The organism is Corynebacterium sp. LK10 (genome assembly GCF_008042455.1).
GTDB lineage: Bacteria > Actinomycetota > Actinomycetes > Mycobacteriales > Mycobacteriaceae > Corynebacterium > Corynebacterium jeikeium_D.
On the sequence record NZ_NOVT01000002.1, the window covers coordinates 39,562 to 63,365 of the forward strand.

Sequence of the window (23,804 nt, forward strand, 5' to 3'; positions counted from 1 at the left end):
CCGAGCACCTAACCCGAAACGGCCGCGCGGACGCGGCCCACACACCCCGGAGACAGAACCAGATGAAGTCGATTGCCCAGATCGTCCAGAACAACCGCAGACTCCTTGCGGCCTACGAGGACAAGGTCCAGCCGAGGTTCCTCAGCCGCTATGCGCGTGAACCGATGGACGCCGCCGCCGTGTATCGGAAGCTCCGTGCGCTGGATCCCGGGCCGGATGCGCCGGCCCGGGTTCTCGACCTCGGTTGTGGAACCGGGTGGCTCGCCCGCATGCTCGCCGCCGAGCCTCGCTATCGCAGGGCGAATATCGTCGGCTACGACCTGTCGCCCAATGCGATCCGCATCGCCCGCGAACGCGCCGCCGTCGAAGGGCTCGGGGCCCGGACGGAATTCCACGTCGCCGACGTCCTCGCGCCACTCGCGGGAGAGCCCGGCAGGACCGATGAAATCTGGGTGTGCGGCGCGCTCCACCAAATGAAGGATGCGGGTGCCGCACTCGGCAGGGTTGCCGGGCTGCTCGCCGACGGCGGCATCGCTTACGTGCAGACGTTCGCCGAGGATCCCGACGTGAACGAGCGGGTCGACATGGCCGTCATGGCGAAGATGGGCCACCGGGTGTTCCGGGACAGCGAGCTCGAGGACCTCGCCGAAGCCAACGGGCTGAAGCTGGGCGGAGCCTCACACGCCGGCATGGTGTACTTCTGCACTCTCACGAAGAAAAGCGCAATCGGGGAGGCGGGCAAGTGAGCGCCGTGGACGGGACCGTAGGCCCGTGGTCGCTGCTCGCCCCGATCCGGACCCGGATGCGTGCGGTGGTCGCGTTATCCGTCCTGTCGTCGGTGGCTACCGTCGCTTCGCTGGTCGGCATCATCGACATCGCGATGACGTACCCGGAGGCCCCGGAGCATCGGACGTGGTTGGCCGTGGCTGTCATCGTCGTCGCCGCAACGGTGCGCATGGCCGCGGACGGCGCCGCCGGCATGCTCTCGCACCGGGCGGATAACGACCTGCAGCTCCACCTCCGGCGCCGGCTGGTCGCCCAAATCCGGAAGTTGCCGCTGGGCTGGCTAGACGCCCGGCGCTCGTCGGGAATCATCGGGTCGGTTGAGAAGGACGTCGCGGCTGTCCACCAGCTCATGGGCCACACCGTCGGTGAGACCGTGGTGGCGGTGCTGGTTCCCCTGCTTTCCCTCATCGCGCTCGTCGCGGTGGATTGGCGGATCGCGGCGGTGGCGGTCGTCCCGGTGCTGGTCACCTTCGCCCTGATGGGCGTAATGATGTCGCGTGGCGCCGGCCTTCAGCGCGACTACGAGCGAGCCTCCGAAGGAGTGACGGCCGCGGTCATCGAGTTGGTGCGCGGCATCCCGGTGATGAAGTCCTTCGGACGCGCCAACCAGGGCTCGGGCCGCTACGATGCCGCGGCGTCGTCGTTCGTCCGCGCGTGGTCCGCCTGGTCCCGGCAGTCGAACATCTATCTTGGGCTCATCGACGTGGTGACGTCCCCGATCACAGTCCTCGCAGTGGTGTGCGGCGCCGGCCTCGCTCTGAGGGACGCCGCGGGAGGCACACCGGAAGGTCTCGTCGCCGGGCTGGTTCTCGGCCTTGGACTCTCCGCGGCGATCGTGCGGGTGGCCATGAACTCCGAACCCATCATCGCGGGGATCGCTGCCCTGAAGTCCATCGCGGAGGTGCTGGGCACGCCGCCGATCGTCGAGCCCGCCGATCCGGTGCCCGTGCGCGGAGGCGCGCTCGAGGCCCGGAACCTGGTCTTCTCCTACGGCGATGGGCCGCGGGTCCTCGACGGGATGTCCGCGACGTTCGAACCGGGGACCCTCACTGCGCTGGTGGGGGCCTCCGGTTCCGGAAAGTCCACCGTCGCCCGGCTGTTGGCGCGTTTCTACGACCCCGTTGAAGGCTCGGTGCTGCTGGGCGGCGCCGATCTTCGCGACATTGCCGTGCGTGACGTGCACCGCTCGGTGTCGGTGGTGTTCCAAGATCCGCAGTTGCTCACGCTGCCGTTGCGGGAGAACATCCGGCTGGCCAGGAGAGACGCCACCGACGGCGAAATCATGGCGGCCGCGAAGCTCGCGAACCTCGATGCGGTCATCGCGGCGCTGCCGAAGGGCCTGGATTCGGTGGTCAACGTCGACGTGACCTTTTCCGGTGGTGAGGCGCAGCGCGTGGCCATCGCGAGGTCGATCGTCACGGACGCGCCGGTGCTCATCTTCGACGAGGCAACCGCTTACGCGGATCCGGCTTCCGAGGCCCTCATCCAGTCCGCAATCGAGCGTTTGGCCCGTTCACGGACGGTGATTGTGATCGCGCACAGGTTGAGCACGATCCGCAACGCCGACCGCATCCTCGTTCTCGACGGGGGAGCGGTTGCGGAGGCGGGTACCCACGACGAGTTGCTTGCGCGCGGTGGCCGCTACCGGGATTTGTGGCGCGCGTTCGCGCTCGACGACGAACCATCCGCCCCGCGGGGCACTGAATCAGACGATGAAAAGGCGGGGAACCGATGATTCGGGACTTGTGGTCGATGACGGATCGGCGTTCGAGAATGACGCTGGCGTGGCTCATTGCGTTGGCCGCGCTTGCCGCGCTGGCCCAGGGCGCAGCGTTCGTCGCGCTGCTGCCGCTGCTGTCGGCTCTGGCCGAGGGAGATGATGCGACGGCGTGGCGTTTCACCGGCGTCATCGCCGGCCTCGCGGCCGCCCATGCGGTGCTGTCTCTCGCCGCGGGGACGGTCGGCAGGGCGAATTCCGCAGCGGTGCTGTCGTCCCTACTGCGTTCCCTGGGCGAACGCGTGCTGACGTTGCCACTCGGGTACGTCACCAAGTCCACGGCCGGCCGCTTTTCGGAGATGGCGTCGTCGGGTATCGCGTTTGCGGCGTCCGTGCCGCACGTGATCCTGCGGCCCGTCATCGCCGCGGTGGTTGCGCCGACCGTCATCGCCTTCGGAATTCTGGCGGTGGATTGGCGCGTCGGTTTGGTTCTCGTCGCGTCGGCGCCGGTGATCTTCTTCGCCTACCGGGCCATTGGCCGGGTCGGCGGGGAGTCGGACGAAGCGCATGCTGACGCCGTCGCTGCCGTCTCCGGCAGGCTGATCGAGTTCACCCGTTGCCAGCAGGCGATTCGCGCCGCGAGCGACGGTTCGGCGGCGGACGCGATGGTGGATGAGGCGATCCGGGCCCAACACGATGCGTTCGCGAAGGCGACGTCGACGCAGGGGGCGGCCATCGGACGGTTGAGTTCGGTCGTCCATGCGGTGTTCACGGCGGCGGTGATAGTCGCCGTGGCAGTCGCCGCGACGGGCGGGATGACGCCGGCGCATTTGGCGCCAATGCTCATCGTGGTCGTCCAGTTCACCGGACCGATCACCACGGCGGGAGCGTTGTCCGGCGGTTTCGGTGCGGGCCGCAACACGTTGGCTGCGTTGCGTGACCTGCGGGCAATCCCCGCCCTTCCCGAACCTGCCGCACCGGAGCCGCCCGACGGGCATGACGTGGAGTTCCGCGACGTGAGCTTCGGGTACGGGGATAAGAAGGTTCTCGACGGCGTCAGCTTCCGTGCCCCTCAGGGAGCGCTGGTTGCCGTAGTGGGACCGTCGGGGGCGGGCAAGACGACGGTCATGCGGCTGCTGTCGCGTTTTCATGATCCGGACTCGGGGGAGATCCTCATCGGCGGGGTACCCTTGCCTCGGATTGGCACCGACGGCGTGAACTCGCTGGTGACCCCGGTGTTCCAGGAGACGTTCCTTTTCGACGCGTCCGTGCGGGACAACGTGGTCTTCGCCGATCCCGGATTCGGTTCCGAGCCCGGTGACGGGGATCGCTTGCGCGAGGCCGCCCGGCGTTCCGGGGTGGACCGCATCGTGGAGCTGCTGCCTTCCGGGTGGGATACCCCGGTGGGGGAGGAGGGGACGCTGCTGTCGGGAGGCGAGCGGCAGCGCCTCGCCATCGCCCGGGCGCTTCTGAAGGATTCCCCGGTGGTGCTTCTCGACGAGCCGACGTCCTCGCTGGATGCGGCCACTGAGCGGGCGATCGTCGGCACGATGGAGGCGTTGCGCGGCGATCGCACCGTGATCGTCGTCGCCCATCGCCTGCACACCGTTCGCGATGCCGACCTCATCGTCGTGCTTTCGGAGGACGGGACGGTCGCAGAACGGGGCACGCACGATGAATTGCTGGCGAAGGGCGGCCGCTACGCCGAGTCGTGGGCGTGCCGGACGGGGAGCTCCCCGGGCGCCTGATCCTCATCACCTGGTCGATGCCCTCACGGGCGCCCTGCCGCAGCTTCCCGAATCCCACCGCCAGGCGCTCGGTGGACAGAGCGAAAACGCCGACGAAAACGCCGAGCAGCACGAACACCGACGAGCTGTAAAGACTGAAGCTCCCGGGAACGCGAAAATAGCCCCCCCTTTTCTCATCCCAGTGAAAGTTGGGAGGGAAGGGGGCTCGTTGCTGCCATTTGCCTCTATCTGCTACCGCCCGTGCACCTGGTTCTGAGCAATTTCCAGCCCGTGGCTGGCGATTAGCTCCACCGCCTCCGCCGCAGTGGGCAGAGTGAAAGCGAGCTCCTCGCGTTCCTTAGCATTGAAGTTACGCAGCACGTAGTCCGCCGGATCTTGGCGGCCCGGAGGACGACCAATGCCAATGCGCACGCGCATGTAGTCCTTCGTGCCCAACGACTTCGAGGTCGAACGCAGCCCATTGTGGCCATTCTCGCCACCGCCACGTTTGAGGCGGACCACGCCCGGGTCCAGATCCAGCTCATCGTGGACCACCACGACGTCGGTAGGTGCGATGTTGAAGAACTTCGCCAGCGCCGCGACCGGCCCACCCGACAGATTCATGTACGTCCGGGGTTTAGCCAGAATCACCTGTCGCTCGCCACCATCGGAGGTTTTAAACCGAGTCTGCACAATCTCAGCGTTGGACTTCTTGTGCACGCTAAACGACGACGGCATCGGAGAAGTCCGGCTAGCTAGTTCATCTAGCACCAGATGTCCGACGTTATGGCGGGTGAGTTCATATTTGGGCCCAGGATTGCCGAGGCCCACGACAAGTAGAGGCGTGGTGGAGGCGTTCATGAGTTCAATCTTGGCACACGGTAAGCAATCTTTTGATTTTGGGGAGTGCAAAAAAGGGACGGACAAGAGCGTCCGTCCCTTTTTTGTTAGCTAAGCGTGAAAGCCTGTATTGGCTCAGTCAGCTAGAGCTATTCAGCGCTTACATTACTCAGCGGATTCCTCAGCTGGCTCATCCGGGGTCTCAGCCTCGCCCATGCCCTCGATGTCGGCATCGACGTCACCAGCCGGCTCCTCCTCCGGCTCGACGATGTTGAAGATGAGCAGGTCAGCGTCGTCGGTGAGGACCAGGCCCTCTGGCAGGGTAACGTCGCCGGCGTGAACCATGGTGCCGACCTCTGCACCCTCGACGGAGACCTCGATCTCTTCCGGAATAGCCAGAACCGGTGCATTGACCAGAATGGTCTCGGCATCCTGCATGAGCAGGGCACCCGGAGCGAGCTCGCCAGTCGGAACGACCGGAACCTCAACCTCAACCTTCTCGTCACGGTGAATGGCGAGCAGGTCAGCGTGGTCGATGTCGAGAGTCAGCGGGTTCTGGTCAACAGCCTTAACCATGGACAGCTGGGACTCGCCCTCGATGTTGACGTCCAGAACAGCGTTGACACCGTGGTTACGGATGACAGCGTGGAAATCCAGAGTGTCAACGAGGATGTGCTTCGGAGCATCCAGGTCAGCGCCGTAGATGACAACCGGGATGTCGCCAGCAACGCGGGCACGGCGAGCGGCACCCTTGCCGAACTCGGTGCGGTTACGAGCATCAATCTTGATGATGTTGGGCTTTGCCATGAAAATGGACTCCTAAACGATTCGATACTGAGTCGTCGAGTCGAGCACGTGCCGCATCCATGCCACCGTGGGCGCAAAAGTTGGGCTGCGAGCGTCGCGTCGATAACGGCAACCACCTACTGTGGTCGCCCTCGCCGAGACTTACCGGAAAAATTGTAGTGGACTAACAGGTCAAACAGCAAACCCCGCCACCACCAGCAAAACTAGGTTGCTGGTCGCGGCGGGGTGCCCGTCGGCAAGCGGAAAGAGCTTATGCCTGGCCCTCGAAGAGAGTGGTGACGGAACCGTTTTCGAAGATCTCGTGGATCGTCTTAGCCAGCAGCGGTGCGATTGGCAGGACGGTCAGGTTGTCCCAGCCCTCGGTGGACTGCGGCAGAGTATCGGTGGTGATGACCTCGCGGGCACCGCACTTCGACAGGCGCTCGCGAGCTGGGTCAGAGAAGACGCCGTGCGTGGTAGCGATGATGACATCGGAAGCGCCAGCCTCACGCAACACCTTGACAGCGCCGGCGATGGTGCCGCCGGTGTCAATCATGTCGTCGATGAGTAGACAGGTCTTACCGGAGACCTCGCCGACCACACGGTTGGCGACAACCTGGTTCGCGACATCGACGGAACGGGTCTTGTGAATGAAAGCCAGCGGGGCATCGCCCAGGGTGTTGGCCCACTTCTCGGAAACCTTCACACGGCCGGCGTCAGGGGAGACCACGACCAGGTTGTCCAGGGAGTAGTTCTTCTTGATGTACTCCGACAGAATCGGCATGGCGTGCATGTGATCGACCGGGCCGTCGAAGAAGCCCTGAATCTGGTCGGTGTGGAGGTCCACGGAGACGATGCGGTCAGCGCCTGCGGTCTTGAGCAGGTCAGCGACCAGGCGAGCGGAAATCGGCTCACGGCCACGGTGCTTCTTGTCCTGGCGGGCGTAGGGGAAGAACGGCAGGATAGCGGTGATGCGCTTGGCCGAACCACGCTTGAGCGCGTCAATCATAATCAGCTGCTCGATGAGCCACTTGTTCAGCGGTGCCGGGTGCGCCTGCAGTACGAAGGCATCGGAACCGCGGACGGATTCCTCGTAGCGCACGAAGATTTCGCCGTTGGCAAAATCACGAGCGGTCATCGGAGTCAGCTCTGTGCCGAGCTCCTTGGCAACTGCCTCGCCCAATTCCGGGTGTGCCCTTCCGGAGAAGAGCATGAGGTTCTTTTGGTTATCGATCCACTGGCCGGTCATCTGCCGTCTAGCCTTCCTGGTCTTCCTTGTTGTTGTCAGCGTTGTCAGCTACCTGCGCCGCCTGCGCTGCCTCAGCAGCAGCGGTACCTGGACGCTTCCGCTCGACCCATCCCTCGATGTTGCGCTGACGGCCACCACTGACCGCCAATGCTCCCGGAGGAACGTCGTCCTTAATAACAGTACCTGCACCTGAGTACGCACCATCACCCACGGTCACCGGAGCGATGAACATGGTGTCGGAGCCGGTGCGAACATGCGAGCCGATAACAGTGCGGTGCTTGTTGACGCCGTCGTAGTTCACGAACACGCTGGAGGCACCAATGTTGGAGTGCTCGCCAATCTCCGCATCGCCGACGTAGGTCAGGTGCGGAACCTTCGAACCGTTTCCGATCTGCGCGTTCTTCGCTTCTACGAAGCCGCCGAGCTTCGCGCCGACACCGAGTTTGGTGTTCGGGCGAATGTAGGTGAACGGTCCGACCGTCGCATCCTCGCCGATCTCCGAATCGGAACCGTGTGTACGTACGACGCTGGCGCGCTTGCCGACGACCATGTTGGTCAGTGTCGTGTCCGGTCCCACGGTGGCCCCGTCGCCAATCACGGTCTTGCCGTGCAGCTGCGTGCCCGGCAGAATCGTGACGTCGCGGCCGACTTCCACCTCAACGTCAATCCACGTGGTGTCCTGGTCGACGATAGTGGCGCCCCCGCGCATAGCTGCCTCGCAGGTGCGACGGTTGAGTTCGCGGCCAAGGGTAGCCAGCTGGACGCGGTCATTGACACCGGCGACGACGGTGGCATCGGCGAGGCGGTGACCGCGTACTGAGCGGTCGGCCTCACGGGCGATGCCGATGACATCGGTGAGGTAGAGCTCGCCCTGGGCATTGTTGGTGTCCAGCTGCTTGAGAGCGTTTGCCAGGGTCTCGGCATCAAATGCGTAGACACCGGAGTTGACCTCGGTGATCTCGCGTTCCTCGTCGGAGGCATCCTTTTCCTCCACGATGCGCAGAACTTCGCCGTCGGCGTTGCGAACGATGCGGCCGTAGCCGTGCGGGTTGTCAGCAGTGGAGGTCAGCACAGTCACGGCAGCGCGTGGCTTGCGGTTGTGCTCTTCGAGCAGTGCCTGGAGCGCTTCGGAATCCAGCAGCGGAACATCGGAAGTGGTCACCAGAATGGTGCCATCGAAGTTCTGCAGCTCGGGGTGCTCCAGCGCGCACTGAACAGCGTGGCCGGTACCGTTTTGCTCGTCCTGGTGGGCAATGACGACACCGTTGGAGTGCTCGGTATCCGAAGCCCAAGTCCCGATGGCGTCGATTACCTTTTCGCGCTGGTGGCCAACGACAACAGCAATCTCATCCGGATTAATGCCCTTGGCGGCATAGAGCGCGTGCTCCAACATGGTACGACCGCCGATAGCGTGCAGCATTTTCGGCGTATCGGATTTCATTCGGGTGCCTTGACCCGCGGCGAGAATGACCACAGCGGTGGCCGAACCGTTCGACATGAAACTTGCTACTCCTCGGTCAGGGTGCATCACGGTCACGGCGGGGCGAAAAGTCACTTCTTAATTAAGGGGCCGGCCCCCCGCTTGCTCTCCCACCAGGACTCGAACCTAGAATGCCGGTACCAAAAACCGGAGTGTTGCCATTACACCATGGGAGAATGGGGCAAACGCGAAAAATTGCATGGCTGATTCGACTCAGCCAACTCGCTTGCGCCTGCGATATACGATAGCAAGACTTTAGCCACTAATCTAAAAGCATGGCCTCCAATTCTCCGAGACGACGTATGACCGGTCCACAGCGCAAAGCTCAGCTGACAGAAGTCAGCCGTGGAATCTTTGCCGCCAAGGGGCTTGATGCCGCCTCAATGGAGGAGATCGCTGCCGCAGCCGGGGTATCAAAGCCGGTTGTCTACGAGCATTTCGGTACCAAAGAGCGGCTCTACCAGGCAGTCGTCGACCAGGAGATGAAGACCCTGGAGGCCACGATTAGGGAAGCGTTGTCCCTGGGACGCTCGCGTTACCGCATCGAACAGGCGGTGTTGGCACTGCTGACTTATGTGGAGGAAAACCCGGAGGGATTCTCCATTATTTCTCGGGACCCCGGCGTGGCGGGTGGCTATGAGACGCTGCTGAATAATGCCACTGAGTCGATTACGCCTATCCTTGCCGAGGCTTTCAAACGCGCCGGCTTCGACCCGGCCATGTCGGTGCTCTACGGAAACTGCATGGTCGGTATGGTTTCGCAGACCGCTCGCTGGTGGATGGAGAAGCGCAGTCCGGATAAGGAGACAGTGGCGGCGCACATCGTGAACCTGTGTTGGAACGGGCTGGCCGGCATGGAGGGGGCTCCGACTCTGCATGGTTCCGCTGATGTGCCAGCGGCCGCTGAGGGCGCGAAGTTCGGGGCAGGTGCTGCAGCGGACCCGATGCAGGTGGCGGAGAACGGCTAACCAGCACGCAGGGTGGATCCGGGGTGCATGGTTATATTGGGGCTATGCCAACTTCTGCGTCCTCCTCGGCGAAAGCCACACCCAGCATTCTGCCGAACCCGCTGTCGGGGCTGGAAAGCCTCGTTGTCACGGATCCTCAATTTGTCGGCGTGCTCGGGCGCATCGGCGAAGACGAGCTGGCGCTCACGGGTGCGGACGCGGTGCGTTCGCACCTTATTTACGCCATGTCCACGAAGGTGCCGGTGCTGGTCGTCACGGCTACCGGCCGTGAGGCGGAGGACCTGACTGCCGAGGTCAAGTCTATGATCGGCGACCGTGTAGCTATGTTTTCCTCGTGGGAGACGCTCCCGCATGAGAAGCTTTCGCCGGCCGTGGATACTGTGGCGCAGCGTCGTAAGGCGCTTTACGACGTTCGCCGGGGCAAAGTCGACGTTCTGATTGCGGCGGTGCGCTCGTTGGTGCAGCCGATTGTGGACGACCTCGAGGCTGAAACCAGTGCCCCCATTCACGTCCAACTGGACCGGGACTGCGAGAACCTGGTTGAGCGGTTGGTGCATCACGGCTATTCGCATGTGGACATGGTCGGCAGGCGTGGCCAGTTTGCCGTGCGTGGCGGCATCGTCGATGTTTTCCCTGCGACCGAAGAGCTGCCGGTACGTATCGAGCTCTGGGGTGACGAGGTCACCGACCTGCGCGCCTTTTCCGTCGCTGACCAGCGCACGATCTCTGAGGTAGAGGTCGACCAGCTGGATATCTTCCCGTGTCGTGCACTGCTTATCGACGACGATGTGAAGGCCGCCGCGGAGAAACTCGCCACCACGCGCTCTGGCCAGGTCCAAGAAATGCTCACCCGCATCGGCGATGGCCAGTGGGTGGAGGGCATGGAATCGCTGATCCCACTGATTAGTCAGCATCCGATGAAGATGCTCACTGAGGTCATGCCGGAGAAAACGCATGTGCTCATGTGCGGGCCGGAGCGCATTCGCTCTCGCGCGCAGGACCTGATTAGTGCGGGCGAGGAGTTTATGGCCGCAGCGTGGGAAACTGCTGCGATGGGTGGCTCGGCGCCAATCGCCACGGATGGGCTGGAGCCCAGCGCGTACCGCAGCTTGGCCTCTATCCCGATGCCCACTTCGTGGCATATTTCCCCGCCCGGCATGCTGGAGGCGGGAGTCACCGAAGATGATGTGCTGCCACTGACCTTCGAGCCTGGGCCCGCGCCACGCGGAGACTTAAAGGAAATTGGTCACCTGATGAAGCAGCTGCGCGATGCCACGGTCGCGGGGGAGCGAGTGGCGTACGTGGCGGCGACGCCCGCGGGGGCGCGTCGGCAAGCGGAAAAGTTTAGGGAAGCCGGAATTGCGACGCGCATGGCGGCAGGTCCGGAGTATCCCGAGTCCGGAAGAATTACCGTCTACCAGGGTGTTTTGCACGGTGGTCTGGTATTCCCGCGTATTCCCGGTGGCGCGCTGACTCTGATTACCGAGCAGGACATCACAGGTAACCGCATCGCGGAAGGTGCGCTTGGTGGGCGCCGCAAGCCGGCGAAGCGCCGTGGTCGCGTGGATCCGCTGGCGCTGAAGGCCGGTGACTATGTCGTGCACGACACGCATGGCATTGGTCGGTTTGTGAAGCTCACTGAGCGCACCATCGGCACGGGCGAGGATCAGGCACGCCGCGAGTACGTGGTGCTCGAGTACGCACCGAGCAAGCGCGGAGGTCCCTCGGACCAGCTCTACGTGCCGATGGAGAGCCTGGATTTGCTGTCGCGCTATGTCGGCGGCGAAAAGCCCACCCTGTCGAAGATGGGCGGGTCGGACTGGAAGTCCACCAAGCGCAAGGCCCGTGGCGCTGTCCGCGAGATTGCGGAAGAGCTGGTCAAGCTCTACGCCGAGCGCCAAGCCGCGCCGGGCCACGCGTTCGCGCCGGATACGCCATGGCAGCAGGAGATGGAGGATAACTTCCCCTTCACCGAGACCGAAGATCAACTGCAGGCCATCGACGAAATTAAGTCCGACATGGAAAAGCCGGTGCCGATGGATCGCGTGCTCATCGGCGATGTCGGCTACGGCAAGACCGAGGTGGCACTGCGTGCTGCCTTCAAGGCTGTTCAAGATGGCCGTCAGGTGGCAGTGTTGGTGCCGACCACACTTCTGGCGCAGCAGCACTTGACCACTTTCACCCAACGTATGGAGGGCTTCCCGGTCACCATCCGTGGACTGTCCCGCTTCACCTCGCCGAAGGACTCCAAGGAGGTCCTCGAAGGGTTGAAGAACGGGACGGTCGACATTGTTATCGGCACGCATCGTCTCCTGCAGACCGGCGTGCAGTGGAAAGAACTCGGCCTGGTCATCGTTGACGAGGAGCAGCGTTTCGGCGTCGAACACAAGGAACACATCAAGGCGCTACGGCACCACGTCGACGTACTCACCATGTCCGCAACGCCAATTCCGCGCACGCTCGAAATGTCGATTGCTGGCATCCGCGAGATGAGCCAGATTCTCACCCCGCCGCAGGATCGTCACCCGGTGCTGACATACGTCGGCGCGCAGTCCGACAAGCAGGTCGCCGCAGCTATCAGGCGAGAGCTGCTTCGCGACGGCCAGGTGTTCTACCTGCATAATAAGGTGGAAACCATTGACAAAGTCGCCCAGACTATCCGCAATTTGGTGCCCGAGGCCCGCGTGGTAGTGGCCCACGGTCAGATGGGGGAGGAGCAGCTGGAGCGCACGGTCGATGGCTTCTGGCAGCGCGAGTACGACGTGCTGGTGTGTACCACCATCGTGGAGACCGGCCTGGATATTGCCAACGCCAATACGTTGATTGTGGAAAACGCCCACCATATGGGTCTTTCCCAGCTGCACCAGCTGCGTGGTCGTGTGGGCCGTTCCCGCGAGCGCGCCTATGCCTACTTCCTCTACCCGGAAAATCAGACGCTGACGGAGACTTCCTACGACCGTCTGTCCACGATCGCGCAGAACAATGACTTGGGTGCCGGCATGGCTGTGGCCATGAAGGACCTGGAAATGCGTGGCGCCGGAAATATCCTCGGTGCGGAGCAGTCCGGTCACATTGCCGGCGTCGGCTTCGACATGTACGTCCGACTGGTTGGCGAGGCCGTGGCCGCACTGAAGGCAGTGGCCGATGGTGAAACTCCGGATGCTTCCGATAACGAACCGAAGGAAGTTCGGATCGATTTGCCGGTCGATGCGAATATTCCGGCCGAATATGTGTCGTCGGAACGCCTACGTCTAGAGGCGTACCGCAAATTTGCTGCTGCCAGTGCGCTGGACGATATCGACGTAGTGCTCGAAGAGCTCGTTGACCGTTACGGAACCCCACCCATTGAGGTGGAGAGATTGGCGGTTATTTCACGACTTCGAATTATTTGCCGGGAATTCGGCGTGCATGAAGTTCAAGCCATGGGTGCGCACATTAGAATAACCCCTATGGAGCTTGCTGACTCCAAGCAGGTGCGTCTCAAGCGCCTGTATCCACAGGCGACCTATCGTGCGGCAACGCGCACGGTTTCCGTCGGAATGCCGAAGGAAGGGCGAGGGTTGCGGGCAAAACCTGTCCGCGACATTGCATTGGTGCAGTGGGTAGCAGACTTCTTGACATCGATGGCGGGAATTCCACGTATGGATATCTCGCACATGGGAAAGGACTAGAAACCGTATGACTATCATCAAGCTCGATAGCCGCTTTCCAACAGCGATTCCGCTGGAAGCCGCTAGCCTGCTGACCGGTGAAGTCAGCTACACCGAAGAAGTCCCGATCCGTGTGCGCTGGGCAATCGCCGACGCCGGTGGGCACTCGGTGTCCCAGGCGGAGATTCTGGTCACCACCGATATGGAAAACGACGAGGTACTCGATCGCCTCGATGCGGGCGAGAAGGTCTACTCGGTCGAGCTGGATGATGCGCCGGACCCAGCAGCTCCGGCAGCTCAGGTTGCGGCGGCTCCCCAGCAGGACTCGGTGAAAGAACCTGAGCCAGAACCGGTTGCAGAGCCAGGGGCAGAGCCTGTTGCAGAACCGCTGACTCCGCAGGAACAGCTTGCCGCAGCTCGTCTGCCCCACGTCGTCGAGGCCGTGGACATCATGGCGGCAGCACGGCGCACGGGGCAGTGGGAAGCTCGCCAGACGCACAAGAGCCTGCTGCCGTATCTCATTGAAGAGGCCTACGAGTTTGTCGACGCAGTCAACGAGGGCGGTGACATTCGTAGCGAGCTGTCGGATCTGCTGCTGCAGATCCTCTTCCACGCTGAAATCGCGGAGGACTTCGACTTCGACGATGTGGCGACCGACTTTATTTTGAAGATGCGCGCTCGTCAGCCGTACCTCTTCGACGGCACTGTGGCCGAGGGAGAGATGGTGTCGGAGGAAGAACAGGAGCGACTGTGGGCTTACGGCCGCGGACGTCCGCGCTCGAACCCGGCCACACAGCTGCCAGCTCTGACTTTGGCTGAGGAAGCCATCCGCCGCGCACGTGCACTGGGACTGTCCGATGCAGACATTCCAGTGGAGATTCTGGTCCCGACCCCGGGGCTGGAGACTGAGTCCGGTGCGGAAGAACGGACCCGACAGGCTTCACGCACATTCCTGACTGAGCTGGCCCAGATGGAGAATCAGCAGGCCGGCAGTGCTGAGCAGTGGGCAGCGGGCAGCGAAGATAACGAAGAGGCTGAGGACTTCGGCCCGTCGGAAAGCGACAGCTAGTTTCCAGCAAAAGTGATTTCTGTCCTCGAGTTTGAGTGATTTTTACGGTTTACCCCGTAGAGTAATTCCCCATGCCTTCTAATTCTCCCTTTGATGAATACGCGCACCCCGCACCCCGCGGGGCGAAGCCGCGTGGCCGCAGTAAGGGGAAAAAGAAGTCCTCGAGAGGCTGTGGCTGCCTCGGTCTAACCTCCCTGGCGGTGCTGATCATCATTGGCACGGTTGGGGCGTTGGCTATGTTCACTGGACCCGTAATCCCGTCGTTGACCAAGAAGCCGATTCCGGATAATGTGCCGCCTGCTGCGGCTGAGCCACCGCCGATGATTGATGTCAACGCGCCCGGGCGCACCTCGGAACAGCTCCGACAGTGGGCGCAGCAGATTTCCCCGAAGACGGGTATTTCTGAGGACGCTCTCCGCGCCTACGGCAACGCATATGTGATTGCGGCAGAACAGTTCCCGAACTGCCACCTGGAGTGGAACACGCTTGCAGGACTGGGCAAAGTGGAGACTAATCACGGCACGTACTCGGGCAATTGGCTCAAGCCGGCTCATATCGGCGCCGATGGGGTAGTCAGTCCGACGATTATCGGTCCGCCGCTGGACGGCACGAGTGGGTTTGCTGAGGTTCTCGATACTGACAACGGCGAACTCGACGGTGACACAGAGTATGACCGCGCTGTGGGGCCGATGCAGTTTATTCCCGAGACCTGGCATCGTTTTGCGATGGATGCGTCTGGTGATGGTGTCGCCGACCCCAACAACATCGACGACGCAACTGCGACCACCGCACGGATGCTCTGCAGTGGGGAACGCGACCTCGCCACCCCGGAAGGGTGGGCATCTGCAATTCGCTCATATAACCAGTCTGAGCAGTATCTTCGCGATGTTCGGGACGCTGCGGCGAACTATGCGCTGAATCAGCCCGCATAGGGTGAAAAGGATTTAAGGCGAAGGTTGGCAAACCGTGCCACAATTGGAGTCATGTGCCGGAACGGTTCCGGCGGAAAGGTGACCTATGGCTGCAATCATCGAGTTGAACGCACGCGAAATTCTGGACTCCCGTGGTAACCCGACCGTTGAGGTTGAGGTGCTGTTGGAAGACGGCGCTGTGGGCCGCGCTGCGGTTCCGTCCGGTGCCTCCACCGGCGTTCATGAGGCACACGAGCTCCGCGATGGCGGAGACCGTTACCTGGGCAAGGGTGTCGAGAAGGCTGTCCGCGCTGTGCTCGAGGAGATTGAGGACGCAATTATTGGCCTCGAGGCTGAGGACCAGCGTCTGGTTGACAAGACCATGATTGAGCTGGACGGCACCGACAACAAGTCCCGCCTGGGTGCTAACGCAATCCTGGGTGTTTCCATGGCTGTTGCCAAGGCTGCTGCTGAGTCCGCTGGCCTGGATCTGTTCCGCTACGTCGGCGGCCCGAACGGTCACGTTCTGCCGGTTCCGATGATGAACATCCTCAACGGTGGCGCACACGCTGACTCCGGCGTTGACGTCCAGGAGTTCATGATTGCTCCGATTGGCGCCCCGACCTTCAAGGAAGCACTGCGCGTCGGTGCTGAGGTCTACCACGCACTCAAGAAGGTCATTAAGGACAAGGGCCTGTCCACTGGCCTCGGTGATGAGGGCGGCTTCGCTCCGTCGGTTGACTCCACCAAGGCTGCACTGGACCTGATTGTTGAGGCAATTGAGGCCGCAGGCTACAAGTTGGGCGACGATGTCGCTCTGGCTCTCGACGTCGCTTCTTCCGAGTTCTTCAAGGACGGCAAGTACCACTTCGAGGGCGGCGAGCACACCGCTGAGGAGATGGCAGCTGTCTACGCTGACCTGGTTGAGAACTACGCCATCGTCTCCATCGAGGATCCGCTGCAGGAGGATGACTGGGAGGGCTACACCACCCTGACTGCTCAGCTTGGTGACAAGGTCCAGATCGTCGGCGACGACTTCTTCGTCACCAACCCGAAGCGTCTGGCAGAGGGCATTGAGAAGAAGGCCGCTAACGCTCTGCTGGTCAAGGTCAACCAGATTGGTACCCTGTCCGAGACCTTCGAGGCCGTCGCAATGGCTCACAACGCCGGCTACAAGTCCATGATGTCCCACCGCTCCGGTGAGACTGAGGACACCACCATCGCTGACCTGGCTGTCGGCCTGAACTGTGGCCAGATCAAGACCGGTGCTCCGGCTCGCTCCGAGCGCGTTGCTAAGTACAACCAGCTGCTGCGCATCGAGGAGTACCTGGGTGACGCTGCTGTCTACGCTGGTCGCAGCGCATTCCCGCGTTTCAAGTAAAGAGCTGAGGCGCTGCGAAAGCTGCGTCTAGCACTGCCCGTCCGCACCACGCACGTGGTTGTGGGCGGGTTTTTGTTATTTCATCGGCTGGCGGTCGGGTAGAGTGTGGGGCATGAGTGCATCGGACCGATCTCGCCGCGGAACACAGTCGCGCCCTGCAGGGGCGGGGCAGCGTTCGGCAGCGGCAATCGCATCGGGAATGCGCTCGCTGAGCACGGTACAGAAGATCGGTATTGGTCTGCTGGTGCTTTTCTTAGTATCTGTTCTCGCAATTCCGCTGCGGACTTTTGCACAACAGCAGGCGGATGTAGCCGCAACGCAGGACAATATTGCTCGCATGGAACAGCGAATTAAGCAGTTAGAGGATGAAAAGGAGCTGTACTCCAACCCCGCCTATGTTAAGGAGCAGGCACGTCTGCGCCTGGGGCTGGTAGAGCCGGGGGAGACCCCATTCCGTATCCTCGATCCGGCCGTGGGCGAACAGCCTGTGACGCAGCCGGAGGAAATTCCGCAGCACCAGGCCAAGAAGTGGTACGAGACGCTGTGGGATTCCATTTCCATCCCGCCCGAACCCGAAGAGACTCGCCCTAATCCGGGGCGCGATCAGGCAACGAGGCCAGAGAGCTTGCCGACGGTACCGGAGTCCTAAACCTCCGTAGGGCTACCTGGGGCCTCTCGGTGAGGTTGCATGCGCGGCGGAGTGTGCCGTCGTAAAGCGAAGCAACGCGCTTGTAAGGCGACTGTGAGATTATGTGTCAGTAAAACGGAAGCAAAAGGAGTGTGACCGATGTCTGTGGATACCGCAGATTTGGAAGTGATAGCGGAGCAGCTCGGACGTGAACCGCGCGGTGTAGTGGACATCTCTTACCGCAGCCCCGACGGCACTCCTGGTGTGGTCAAGACGAAGCCGCGCTTGGACGATGGCACTCCGTTTCCCACGCTCTTTTACCTAACTGATCCGCGACTCACCGCGGAGGCCTCCCGGTTGGAGACGACTGGCGTGATGAAGGAAATGACCGCGCGTCTGGAAAGCGACGAGGAGCTCGCCGCCGATTACCAGCGCGCGCACGAGGCGTTTCTGGCAGAGCGCAATGAGATGGAAGACCTGGGCACGGACTTCTCCGGTGGCGGCATGCCGACGCGCGTGAAGTGCCTCCACGTTCTTATTGCCTACGCGCTGGCCAAGGGGCCGAATCACTTCCGACTGGGTACTGAGTCGGTGGCGCTGGCGGCGGAGAACGAGAAGCTGCGCGGCACCGCGATTCCCGCAGATTGGCCCACGATTGCCGAGCTCGGTATTGCGTATCCGGGGGTGGAGGGATAAATGACGACCCTCGCTGCCGTCGACTGCGGCACTAATTCGCTTCGCCTGCTTATCAGCCGGGTCGAGGTTGTCGATGGAGTTCTCGAAATCACAGAACTGCACCGACTGATGGAAATCGTCCGCCTTGGCCAGGGCGTGGATGCCACTGGCATGCTGGCTCCAGAGGCGCTGGAGCGCGTGCGGGAGGCTCTGACGAAGTATGCGGAGCTTATGCAGGTCGAAAAAGTGCAAGCAGTCCGAATGGTGGCGACATCGGCGACACGCGACGCAAGCAACCGCGACGATTTCTTCGCCATGACCCGCGAGATTCTCGCTCCGTGGGGTGCAGAGGCCGAGGTTATTTCCGGCGACGAGGAAGCCGCGCTGTCCTTCCGCGGGGCGGTAGATGACTTGGAGCCCGAGCTCGGTCCGTATTGCGTCATTGACGTCGGCGGTGGCTCCACCGAGGTTATTGTCGGTGACCACGATGGTACGGTAGCCGGTTCTGATTCCGTGGCTATGGGCAGTGTGCGCTTGACCGAACGGTTCCTGCAGGCCTCGCCACCGACGGCGGAACAGGTCCAGGAGGCGCGTTCGTATGTTGCGGAGCTGGCCGACGAGATTGTTGCGAAGGTGCCTGTCGACAAGGCTCGCACCATCGTCGGCTGCGCCGGGACCTTCACCACGCTGTCGGCGCTGGCACAGGGGCTAGAAACCTACGACCCGGAGGCAATCCACCTGTCGCAGCTGCGCTTTGCGGCGTTGCGTGCGCTGACCGCGTCCGTGATTGAGACCGACGCGGAGTCCCTCGCTGCCAATCCCGTGATGCATCCGAAGCGCGCGGATGTCTTCGCCGGCGGTTCCATCATTGTGGACGGTCTGATGGACATGTTTGAGGCGCTGCCGCTTTCCGAGGCAGCGAAGGAAGAGCAGCGCTTTTTCTACATCAGCGAGAAGGATATCCTCGACGGAATTGTGGCGAGTTTGGTAGACACCCATATCGCCCATTAATCTTTCTTAGGGGCCCCTATAGCCCAATTGGCAGAGGCAGAGGACTTAAAATCCTTTCAGTGTGGGTTCGAGTCCCACTGGGGGCACCAAAAGGCCAGGTAGAAGCGCTTTTCTATCTGGTCTTTTTTGACGTAAACACCAAAAGTCAACACTTAATCCACAAGTAACTGCAGATGCCTACGATCCGTCTGGCTGACATCGTTGCCTTTACGTTTTTGGGCTCGTTAACTCTACGGTACGCCCCACTGAAAAAGGTGCCACTACCTGCGGAAAGCAAGGAAAACCTAACCTTCCTCCGGCCTTCTTTTTGACACCGTTGTGGCACCGAGAGACTGGGGGAGGTATCGCAGCTATGCAGTGCCCTTTTTGCTTCCGTGGTCTGGTTAGGGTTCCCTCCCCTGGGGTCGGCGGCGGTGGGGTGCTAGAGGGGTTAAGGCTTTACCTATTGGGGTCTATAAACCGTAGAAAGTTTAAAGAAAATACGTGTTCCCCGTGTTCCCTGTGTTCCCGCTGGTAGTGGGGTTGCGGGGCGTGTTCCCTTTGTGTTCCCTGTGTTCCCTTGAGGTGTTTTTGCGTTCCCTGGTTGTGTTCCTGTTTTTTGGTGTTGTGTCAACAGTTTCGTTGATAGGTTTTGTGCATGAAAAAAGTGGCCGTCACGAACATCTGGGTTGATGCGGTGGCGGCCACTAGGCGGCGAGATGAAGGGGCTAGTAGAAGGTAGCCCGCTGTTCTGCTGCGCGCTGGTGTGCTCCTGGGGTGAGGTTCACGCGAGCGCCTGCATCTTCACGTACTTCGGTTTTGCCCCAGCTGTCCAGCGCCTTGATGCGCTGCTTGATGGTTTCTTCGTCGGTTGAGATGTCGAGCTTCAGTCCGTCGTATTCGCCTTGCGCGAGCTTTACGAGGAAGTCAGGAAAGTACTCTCTTGCTTCGGCTGCGATCTTCGTGCGGCTGCTGTGCTCGTTGATGTCGTGTTGGGTTGATTCCCATCCGGTCATGATGCCGTTGTTGACCTGCTGTAGCGGTTCAAGTGGTGTGATGTTGGCGAACAGACAGATGTTAGGCACGCGCTGCGCTTCGGTTCCTCCTCGCTGCGCAAAGTAGATTTGGAGCGCCTGCAGCTTAGCTCCGTTGGTAATGAAGGCTGTGTAGTCGTTGCCGCGTGCTGCCAGTGCCTTGTGATCTGTGCTCCATGCGAGTTCTCCGAGCGCGCACGCCGCTTCTTGGAAGTTGCGCTGCACTGTGTCGGTGTCGAGCTGTGCTGCGATCTTCAGGCGTGTGGCGCGGTTGTTGGCTACCCCTCGGGCTGCGCTGCGGAGGGCGGCGGTGGTGGCGCGTTCGAGTGGGGAGACCCCACCCCCGTCTGCGAGGTAGGTGGGGGTAGCTGCTTTTTCCACGTGGGCGGTGATGGTCTTGTCCCACTGGTCAACGTTGGTTGATACCAATGCGTCAACGAGGGCGTCACGGCTTGCCTGCTGCGCTTGGCGTGCGAGGTCGTGGAAGAACTTCGGCGCTTGCATGGCGCGTTGGTGTAGGTCGGTCCACTGCTTCGGTGCCTTGATCTTGGTCTCCCAGGTCTGCGCGAGCCAGGTCATTTCGGCGGCGCCGGTGTCGGCGCTAACCGGTGGTGTGTCGATGAAGTTGATGTGCTGCTGGCGGGTGTTAGTGGTGGCCATGTTGCCGATGCCAGGGATTGTCATGGGGTGTGCCTCCTTATGGCGTTGATTGTGTGTAGGTGTGTTGATGTTGGTGGTTGGTGCGGTGGTGCTCGTTGTAGTGGGGTGGGGGTCATGCTGCTTCTTGGTGGTCTATTGGGTGTCCGTTGTCTCCGTAGAGCTCTCCTGCCCAGATGCCGCGGCGTTGTTCTGGGGGAGTGCTGGCGGCTACTTTGCGGCACTCTCTGCGGGCGTCACAGATGCGGCAGAGGGTGCGGGCGTGATGGTGGCGGGCTTCGCGCTGCTCCTTCGTTTCGCCGTCGATGGTGTGGTCGAACAGTGGTGCTCGGCCACGGCACGCGGCTTGAGTGAAGATCAGGCTGTATGCCGGTGTTAGCAGTGGTGCGAGGTAGGCGGGTACTTCCTTGATGTTCGGCCAGGGGTATTTGGCTTTAGGCATTTGTGATTTGCTCCATGAGGTCGATGAGGTTGTTGGTCAATCGCTTCACCTCACTGGGGCTAATTAGGTAAGGCTCACGTCCGATGATGAGGAAGATTTGATGCCCTCCGTGTTTGAGGTCTCGGCGGGCGCGGACTGCGATTTCTTCTCCGCGTGGTTTGTTTAGTGTTGCGATGCGTCGGTCGGGTGCCATGATGTTTTCTCCTATGAGGTTCCTGCGATGATCCAGCTGTCGGCGGTGTCGGTGTCGATGAGCTTGATGCCGCGGTACTCACGCCAGCGCTTGACCTTGGACGTGCCGTCAGCGCGAGTGGTTTTTTCCTTCGGCATGATGTGTTCAACGGTGGGGTAAGCGGCGGTGATGGTGTTGGCCAGGGTTACTGAGTTCATGCGCGCGCGGCCTTGACTGTCACACCATTGGCGGTAGATGCGGTTAACGTCCTTGGCGTCAGCGGCATCGTTTTTGTCTCCGGTGATGATGAGCTTGTCGTTTTCGTCAGCCCAGTCGATGAACTCATCGAGCGGGCGGGCAAGGTCGGCCAGAGTGTCTACGAGTCCGCGAGCGCCGGAGGGGGTTGTGAACCGCCCGTTTTGCTTGTCGAGCTGGTCTAGCCCTTCGAGTGCCCACACAAAAATTCCGGGGAGCTCGGCTAGTAGTTTGTCGGCTAGGTCGGGGTCTGGGTTATTCGTGAAGCTCTTTTCCAGGCGGATGATGGAAAACCTGCGCAGGATAGCTCCAGATGAGTCCTTAAACCGCGGCAGCTCGTTTGAGACGAACAGCAGGCGAGTACCTAGGCGGCCAAACCACGGGTCTTTGTATTTGCGGTCAATGCCCATTGGGTCATCTGCGATGAGGGACAGCAGGCGCTCTACAGCTCGTTTTCCGGCGTGTTCAGTGTCGCGTGCGTCCTCCATGACGGCCAGTGGCTTACCGATGCAACCGGATAGCATCGAGTCATTGCGCGCGATGCCGTCGAGGGTGATTGTTGCAGTGTTGCCGTCTCCCATCAGCGCGCGGATTACAGTTGCGATGACTCCCTTGCCTGCGCCGGATGCTCCGATGAGCATGAGGGACTTTTGGAGATCAGTGCGGCCACTGAGCAGGTAGCCCATGAATTCTCTGAGTAGGTGAGCGCCTTCGGGGTCGTGTTCAAAAACTTCGTTAAGGAACTTTGCCCATCGTGGGCACTTGGCGTTGGGGTCATAGTTAAATGGCAGGCTCCAGGTGTTGAAGATTGCGGGCGTGTGGTCAGTGAGCTTGCGGGTGTCCAGATTGAACAGTCCGTTAGCCATCGAGATGATGTTTCCGGCTGGGGTGCCGGTGCCGGTGGCGTAAGGTGGGGTAGCGTCATAGTCCTGCATCGTGAGGATCTTGAGAGGTTCCAGGATGTCGGAGACACGACGGGTGGTTGGTGCCCAGGGCTTAACCTCACCATCGGTGCCAGCGGGGTAAGCCTGCTTCTCTAGGTGCTCCCAAATATCGCCCTTGGACTCAATGGCATCTTTCGGGGCGTACCATTCGGCGCCTGCGTAGTGCCAGAGTTGCCCCTTCCAGTACGCGAGTAGAGGAAGGTTTTCGGGGTTGGTGTAGAGGTCACGAACAAGGTGGCGGGCTACCGCCATTGGCTGTGTTGGTGCCGGGTAGATACCCCAGTCGCTTGGTGGTTCGATGAGTCCGGCGTTTACGCGGTCTGCGAGGTTCATACGAGCGTTGATGGTCACGCTGCCACCTCCTGTGCTGCGCGTCGTGCGCTAGCGAGTGTGCGCATAATCTCCGGCTCGGATAGCCCGGTGCAGGCGGCTGCGCAGGCCAGTTCTTCGTCGATACGCAACCCGGCCTTGTATGCGATGAAGGCGGCGCGGTTCAGTGTCTCGTTGCGCGAGCCAGACTGCGCGCCGGCAACGTCGTTGATAAGCCGGCCGGCAAGGTTGCCGCTAGAGGAAACTGCGCGGGGGATAACCGGTTGGATCTTCGCGGGTGGCCGGTACACGTAGCGCTGTAGATGCTTCGGCAGTTCTGGGAGCTGATTGGGGTCATGCCAGGACTGAAGCACGTAAGGGCGGCCAGTGTCCGGGTGGATACTGCCAGGCATCACCAAATAACCACGGTTGGTTTTGAGGTCGATGCCGTCCCCGGCTGTCTTGTTCACGGGAGCCGAGTAGGGGAGCCTGAACCAGATGTGAAGGCCAACGGAGCCGGTACGAGTGACCAGCGTGGAGGGGAGGTATTTTCCCTTGTTGATTCGGCGCCAGGTGTTGTTGCCACCATTGCGCGGGTCGATGTCGAACACAATCACGTTCGCGGCGGGGCGGGCTCCGATGTTGGCATGTGGCCAGCGTGTCCACCATGATTCAATCTGTGCTTGGTCGGTGGTTGCGTCCTTATGGCCGTGGCGGGTTAGAGGTGCTTTTCCTTTGAGTGGAAAAACTTCCAGCCCCCACCCTGCGAGGGTGGCTGCATCCGCGTATTGCTGAGAATTAGTCATGAAGGAACCTCCAATAGGTCAACGGGTAGTGAGGTTCGCTAAGGTCAGCTCCTGGCTGCGCCTAAGCCACTGTCTAGCGGGGCGGCTTATGTGGCTCCTGGCCTGCGCCCGTGGCTGCCCACGCGGTTTGTGGGACTTCGTGCCCTGCGCGGGAATTGCACCCGCGTTCGCTATCCAGGGCTCCTATTCAGTTTGGTTTCGTCACTCTATTTCGTCACGCCCTTGTTTTTGCCCCTTATAGTTGGGCGGCGGGGGTTGTAAAACCGCTTAAATCAAGGGTGTTGAGCAGGGTGTTTGCCCAGTTGATTAGTTCTTGGTCTGCCGCATT

At 61.5% G+C, this 23,804-nt stretch carries 20 protein-coding genes and 2 tRNA genes; 12 read left to right on the plus strand and 10 right to left on the minus strand.

Annotation, left to right across the window (positions count from 1 at the left end; translation table 11 throughout):
- Positions 1-62: 62 nt before the first annotated feature.
- Genes CHU70_RS00175 through CHU70_RS00185 form a run of 3 tightly spaced genes read left to right on the plus strand, consistent with a single transcriptional unit; the run spans position 63 to position 4,251 of the window.
- Positions 63-746: a cyclopropane-fatty-acyl-phospholipid synthase family protein gene (locus tag CHU70_RS00175; RefSeq protein WP_147719315.1), complete on the plus strand. Its 684-nt coding sequence runs from the start codon at positions 63-65 to the stop codon at positions 744-746.
- Positions 743-2,521 (plus strand): ABC transporter ATP-binding protein, encoded by a 1,779-nt coding sequence (locus tag CHU70_RS00180; RefSeq protein ID WP_147719316.1) that lies wholly within the window; start codon positions 743-745, stop codon positions 2,519-2,521. Before CHU70_RS00175 ends, CHU70_RS00180 begins: the two co-directional genes overlap by 4 nt.
- Entirely contained in the window at positions 2,518-4,251 is a 1,734-nt protein-coding gene (locus tag CHU70_RS00185; RefSeq protein ID WP_147719317.1) for an ABC transporter ATP-binding protein, read from the plus strand. Before CHU70_RS00180 ends, CHU70_RS00185 begins: the two co-directional genes overlap by 4 nt.
- A 231-nt stretch (positions 4,252-4,482) precedes the next feature.
- Here the strand turns inward: CHU70_RS00185 and pth are convergent, their stop codons facing one another.
- From pth to CHU70_RS00210, 5 genes are all read right to left on the minus strand, one after another.
- Positions 4,483-5,091, minus strand: a complete 609-nt coding sequence (gene pth / locus CHU70_RS00190; RefSeq protein WP_049189754.1) for an aminoacyl-tRNA hydrolase — start codon at positions 5,089-5,091, stop codon at positions 4,483-4,485.
- Between the two features lie 144 nt (positions 5,092-5,235).
- Positions 5,236-5,877, minus strand: a complete 642-nt coding sequence (locus tag CHU70_RS00195; protein ID WP_038626221.1) for a 50S ribosomal protein L25/general stress protein Ctc — start codon at positions 5,875-5,877, stop codon at positions 5,236-5,238.
- A gap of 250 nt (positions 5,878-6,127) precedes the next feature.
- Positions 6,128-7,105, minus strand: a complete 978-nt coding sequence (locus CHU70_RS00200) for a ribose-phosphate diphosphokinase (protein WP_070653330.1) — start codon at positions 7,103-7,105, stop codon at positions 6,128-6,130.
- A 7-nt stretch (positions 7,106-7,112) separates the two neighbouring features.
- Positions 7,113-8,603 (minus strand): bifunctional UDP-N-acetylglucosamine diphosphorylase/glucosamine-1-phosphate N-acetyltransferase GlmU, encoded by a 1,491-nt coding sequence (gene glmU, locus CHU70_RS00205; RefSeq protein WP_147719318.1) that lies wholly within the window; start codon positions 8,601-8,603, stop codon positions 7,113-7,115.
- A gap of 87 nt (positions 8,604-8,690) precedes the next feature.
- Positions 8,691-8,761, minus strand: a tRNA-Gln gene (locus CHU70_RS00210).
- A 99-nt stretch (positions 8,762-8,860) separates the two neighbouring features.
- On the opposite strand from CHU70_RS00210, the gene CHU70_RS00215 reads away from it, so the two are divergent.
- The 9 genes from CHU70_RS00215 (at position 8,861) to CHU70_RS00255 (ending at position 18,967) form a co-directional block, all read left to right on the plus strand.
- Positions 8,861-9,553 carry a TetR/AcrR family transcriptional regulator gene (locus CHU70_RS00215; RefSeq protein ID WP_147719319.1) on the plus strand — a complete coding sequence of 231 codons (693 nt, stop codon included), beginning with the start codon at positions 8,861-8,863 and terminating at the stop codon, positions 9,551-9,553.
- Positions 9,554-9,597: 44 nt separating this feature from the next.
- A complete protein-coding gene (mfd, locus tag CHU70_RS00220; protein WP_147719320.1) occupies positions 9,598-13,224 on the plus strand; it encodes a transcription-repair coupling factor in 3,627 nt (1,208 codons plus the stop codon).
- Between the two features lie 7 nt (positions 13,225-13,231).
- The gene (locus tag CHU70_RS00225; protein ID WP_049172244.1) at positions 13,232-14,272 is read left to right on the plus strand and encodes a MazG nucleotide pyrophosphohydrolase domain-containing protein; all 1,041 of its coding nucleotides are present in this window, start codon (positions 13,232-13,234) and stop codon (positions 14,270-14,272) included.
- A 71-nt stretch (positions 14,273-14,343) separates the two neighbouring features.
- On the plus strand, positions 14,344-15,204 hold the full coding sequence (locus CHU70_RS00230) for a lytic transglycosylase domain-containing protein (protein ID WP_049172246.1): 861 nt from the start codon (positions 14,344-14,346) through the stop codon (positions 15,202-15,204).
- Between the two features lie 85 nt (positions 15,205-15,289).
- Positions 15,290-16,564: a phosphopyruvate hydratase gene (gene eno / locus CHU70_RS00235; protein ID WP_048733955.1), complete on the plus strand. Its 1,275-nt coding sequence runs from the start codon at positions 15,290-15,292 to the stop codon at positions 16,562-16,564.
- A 112-nt stretch (positions 16,565-16,676) separates the two neighbouring features.
- Complete coding sequence (locus CHU70_RS00240) at positions 16,677-17,213, plus strand: septum formation initiator family protein (protein ID WP_147719321.1); 537 nt, start codon at positions 16,677-16,679, stop codon at positions 17,211-17,213.
- Between the two features lie 138 nt (positions 17,214-17,351).
- Positions 17,352-17,888, plus strand: a complete 537-nt coding sequence (locus CHU70_RS00245) for a DUF501 domain-containing protein (protein ID WP_048733959.1) — start codon at positions 17,352-17,354, stop codon at positions 17,886-17,888.
- Positions 17,889-18,878: a Ppx/GppA phosphatase family protein gene (locus CHU70_RS00250; protein WP_049172251.1), complete on the plus strand. Its 990-nt coding sequence runs from the start codon at positions 17,889-17,891 to the stop codon at positions 18,876-18,878.
- Positions 18,879-18,890: 12 nt separating this feature from the next.
- A tRNA-Leu gene (locus CHU70_RS00255) sits at positions 18,891-18,967 on the plus strand.
- Between the two features lie 618 nt (positions 18,968-19,585).
- Here the strand turns inward: CHU70_RS00255 and CHU70_RS00260 are convergent.
- The 5 genes from CHU70_RS00260 to CHU70_RS00280 all read right to left on the minus strand — a co-directional run bounded on the left by CHU70_RS00260 (position 19,586) and on the right by CHU70_RS00280 (position 23,476).
- Entirely contained in the window at positions 19,586-20,575 is a 990-nt protein-coding gene (locus tag CHU70_RS00260) for a hypothetical protein (RefSeq protein ID WP_147719322.1), read from the minus strand.
- 88 nt (positions 20,576-20,663) lie between these two features.
- A complete protein-coding gene (locus CHU70_RS00265) occupies positions 20,664-20,990 on the minus strand; it encodes a WhiB family transcriptional regulator (protein WP_147719323.1) in 327 nt (108 codons plus the stop codon).
- Complete coding sequence (locus CHU70_RS00270) at positions 20,983-21,183, minus strand: hypothetical protein (RefSeq protein ID WP_147719324.1); 201 nt, start codon at positions 21,181-21,183, stop codon at positions 20,983-20,985. The genes CHU70_RS00265 and CHU70_RS00270 overlap by 8 nt, the downstream gene beginning before the upstream one ends.
- 11 nt (positions 21,184-21,194) lie before the next feature.
- A complete protein-coding gene (locus tag CHU70_RS00275) occupies positions 21,195-22,712 on the minus strand; it encodes a phage/plasmid primase, P4 family (RefSeq protein ID WP_147719325.1) in 1,518 nt (505 codons plus the stop codon).
- Positions 22,709-23,476, minus strand: a complete 768-nt coding sequence (locus tag CHU70_RS00280; protein WP_147719326.1) for a bifunctional DNA primase/polymerase — start codon at positions 23,474-23,476, stop codon at positions 22,709-22,711. Before CHU70_RS00280 ends, CHU70_RS00275 begins: the two co-directional genes overlap by 4 nt.
- Positions 23,477-23,804 lie beyond the last annotated feature (328 nt).

What these genes read in the sequence shown, in the direction of transcription:
- CHU70_RS00175 (WP_147719315.1), top strand. Translation starts at nt 63, where the DNA reads ATGAAGTCGATTGCCCAGATCGTCCAGAACAACCGCAGACTCCTTGCG.
- CHU70_RS00185 (WP_147719317.1), top strand. Translation starts at nt 2,518, where the DNA reads ATGATTCGGGACTTGTGGTCGATGACGGATCGGCGTTCGAGAATGACG.
- pth (WP_049189754.1), bottom strand. Translation starts at nt 5,091, where the DNA reads ATGAACGCCTCCACCACGCCTCTACTTGTCGTGGGCCTCGGCAATCCT.
- CHU70_RS00195 (WP_038626221.1), bottom strand. Translation starts at nt 5,877, where the DNA reads ATGGCAAAGCCCAACATCATCAAGATTGATGCTCGTAACCGCACCGAG.
- CHU70_RS00200 (WP_070653330.1), bottom strand. Translation starts at nt 7,105, where the DNA reads ATGACCGGCCAGTGGATCGATAACCAAAAGAACCTCATGCTCTTCTCC.
- glmU (WP_147719318.1), bottom strand. Translation starts at nt 8,603, where the DNA reads ATGTCGAACGGTTCGGCCACCGCTGTGGTCATTCTCGCCGCGGGTCAA.
- CHU70_RS00215 (WP_147719319.1), top strand. Translation starts at nt 8,861, where the DNA reads ATGGCCTCCAATTCTCCGAGACGACGTATGACCGGTCCACAGCGCAAA.
- mfd (WP_147719320.1), top strand. Translation starts at nt 9,598, where the DNA reads ATGCCAACTTCTGCGTCCTCCTCGGCGAAAGCCACACCCAGCATTCTG.
- CHU70_RS00225 (WP_049172244.1), top strand. Translation starts at nt 13,232, where the DNA reads ATGACTATCATCAAGCTCGATAGCCGCTTTCCAACAGCGATTCCGCTG.
- CHU70_RS00230 (WP_049172246.1), top strand. Translation starts at nt 14,344, where the DNA reads ATGCCTTCTAATTCTCCCTTTGATGAATACGCGCACCCCGCACCCCGC.
- eno (WP_048733955.1), top strand. Translation starts at nt 15,290, where the DNA reads ATGGCTGCAATCATCGAGTTGAACGCACGCGAAATTCTGGACTCCCGT.
- CHU70_RS00240 (WP_147719321.1), top strand. Translation starts at nt 16,677, where the DNA reads ATGAGTGCATCGGACCGATCTCGCCGCGGAACACAGTCGCGCCCTGCA.
- CHU70_RS00245 (WP_048733959.1), top strand. Translation starts at nt 17,352, where the DNA reads ATGTCTGTGGATACCGCAGATTTGGAAGTGATAGCGGAGCAGCTCGGA.
- CHU70_RS00250 (WP_049172251.1), top strand. Translation starts at nt 17,889, where the DNA reads ATGACGACCCTCGCTGCCGTCGACTGCGGCACTAATTCGCTTCGCCTG.
- CHU70_RS00260 (WP_147719322.1), bottom strand. Translation starts at nt 20,575, where the DNA reads ATGACAATCCCTGGCATCGGCAACATGGCCACCACTAACACCCGCCAG.
- CHU70_RS00265 (WP_147719323.1), bottom strand. Translation starts at nt 20,990, where the DNA reads ATGCCTAAAGCCAAATACCCCTGGCCGAACATCAAGGAAGTACCCGCC.
- CHU70_RS00270 (WP_147719324.1), bottom strand. Translation starts at nt 21,183, where the DNA reads ATGGCACCCGACCGACGCATCGCAACACTAAACAAACCACGCGGAGAA.
- CHU70_RS00280 (WP_147719326.1), bottom strand. Translation starts at nt 23,476, where the DNA reads ATGACTAATTCTCAGCAATACGCGGATGCAGCCACCCTCGCAGGGTGG.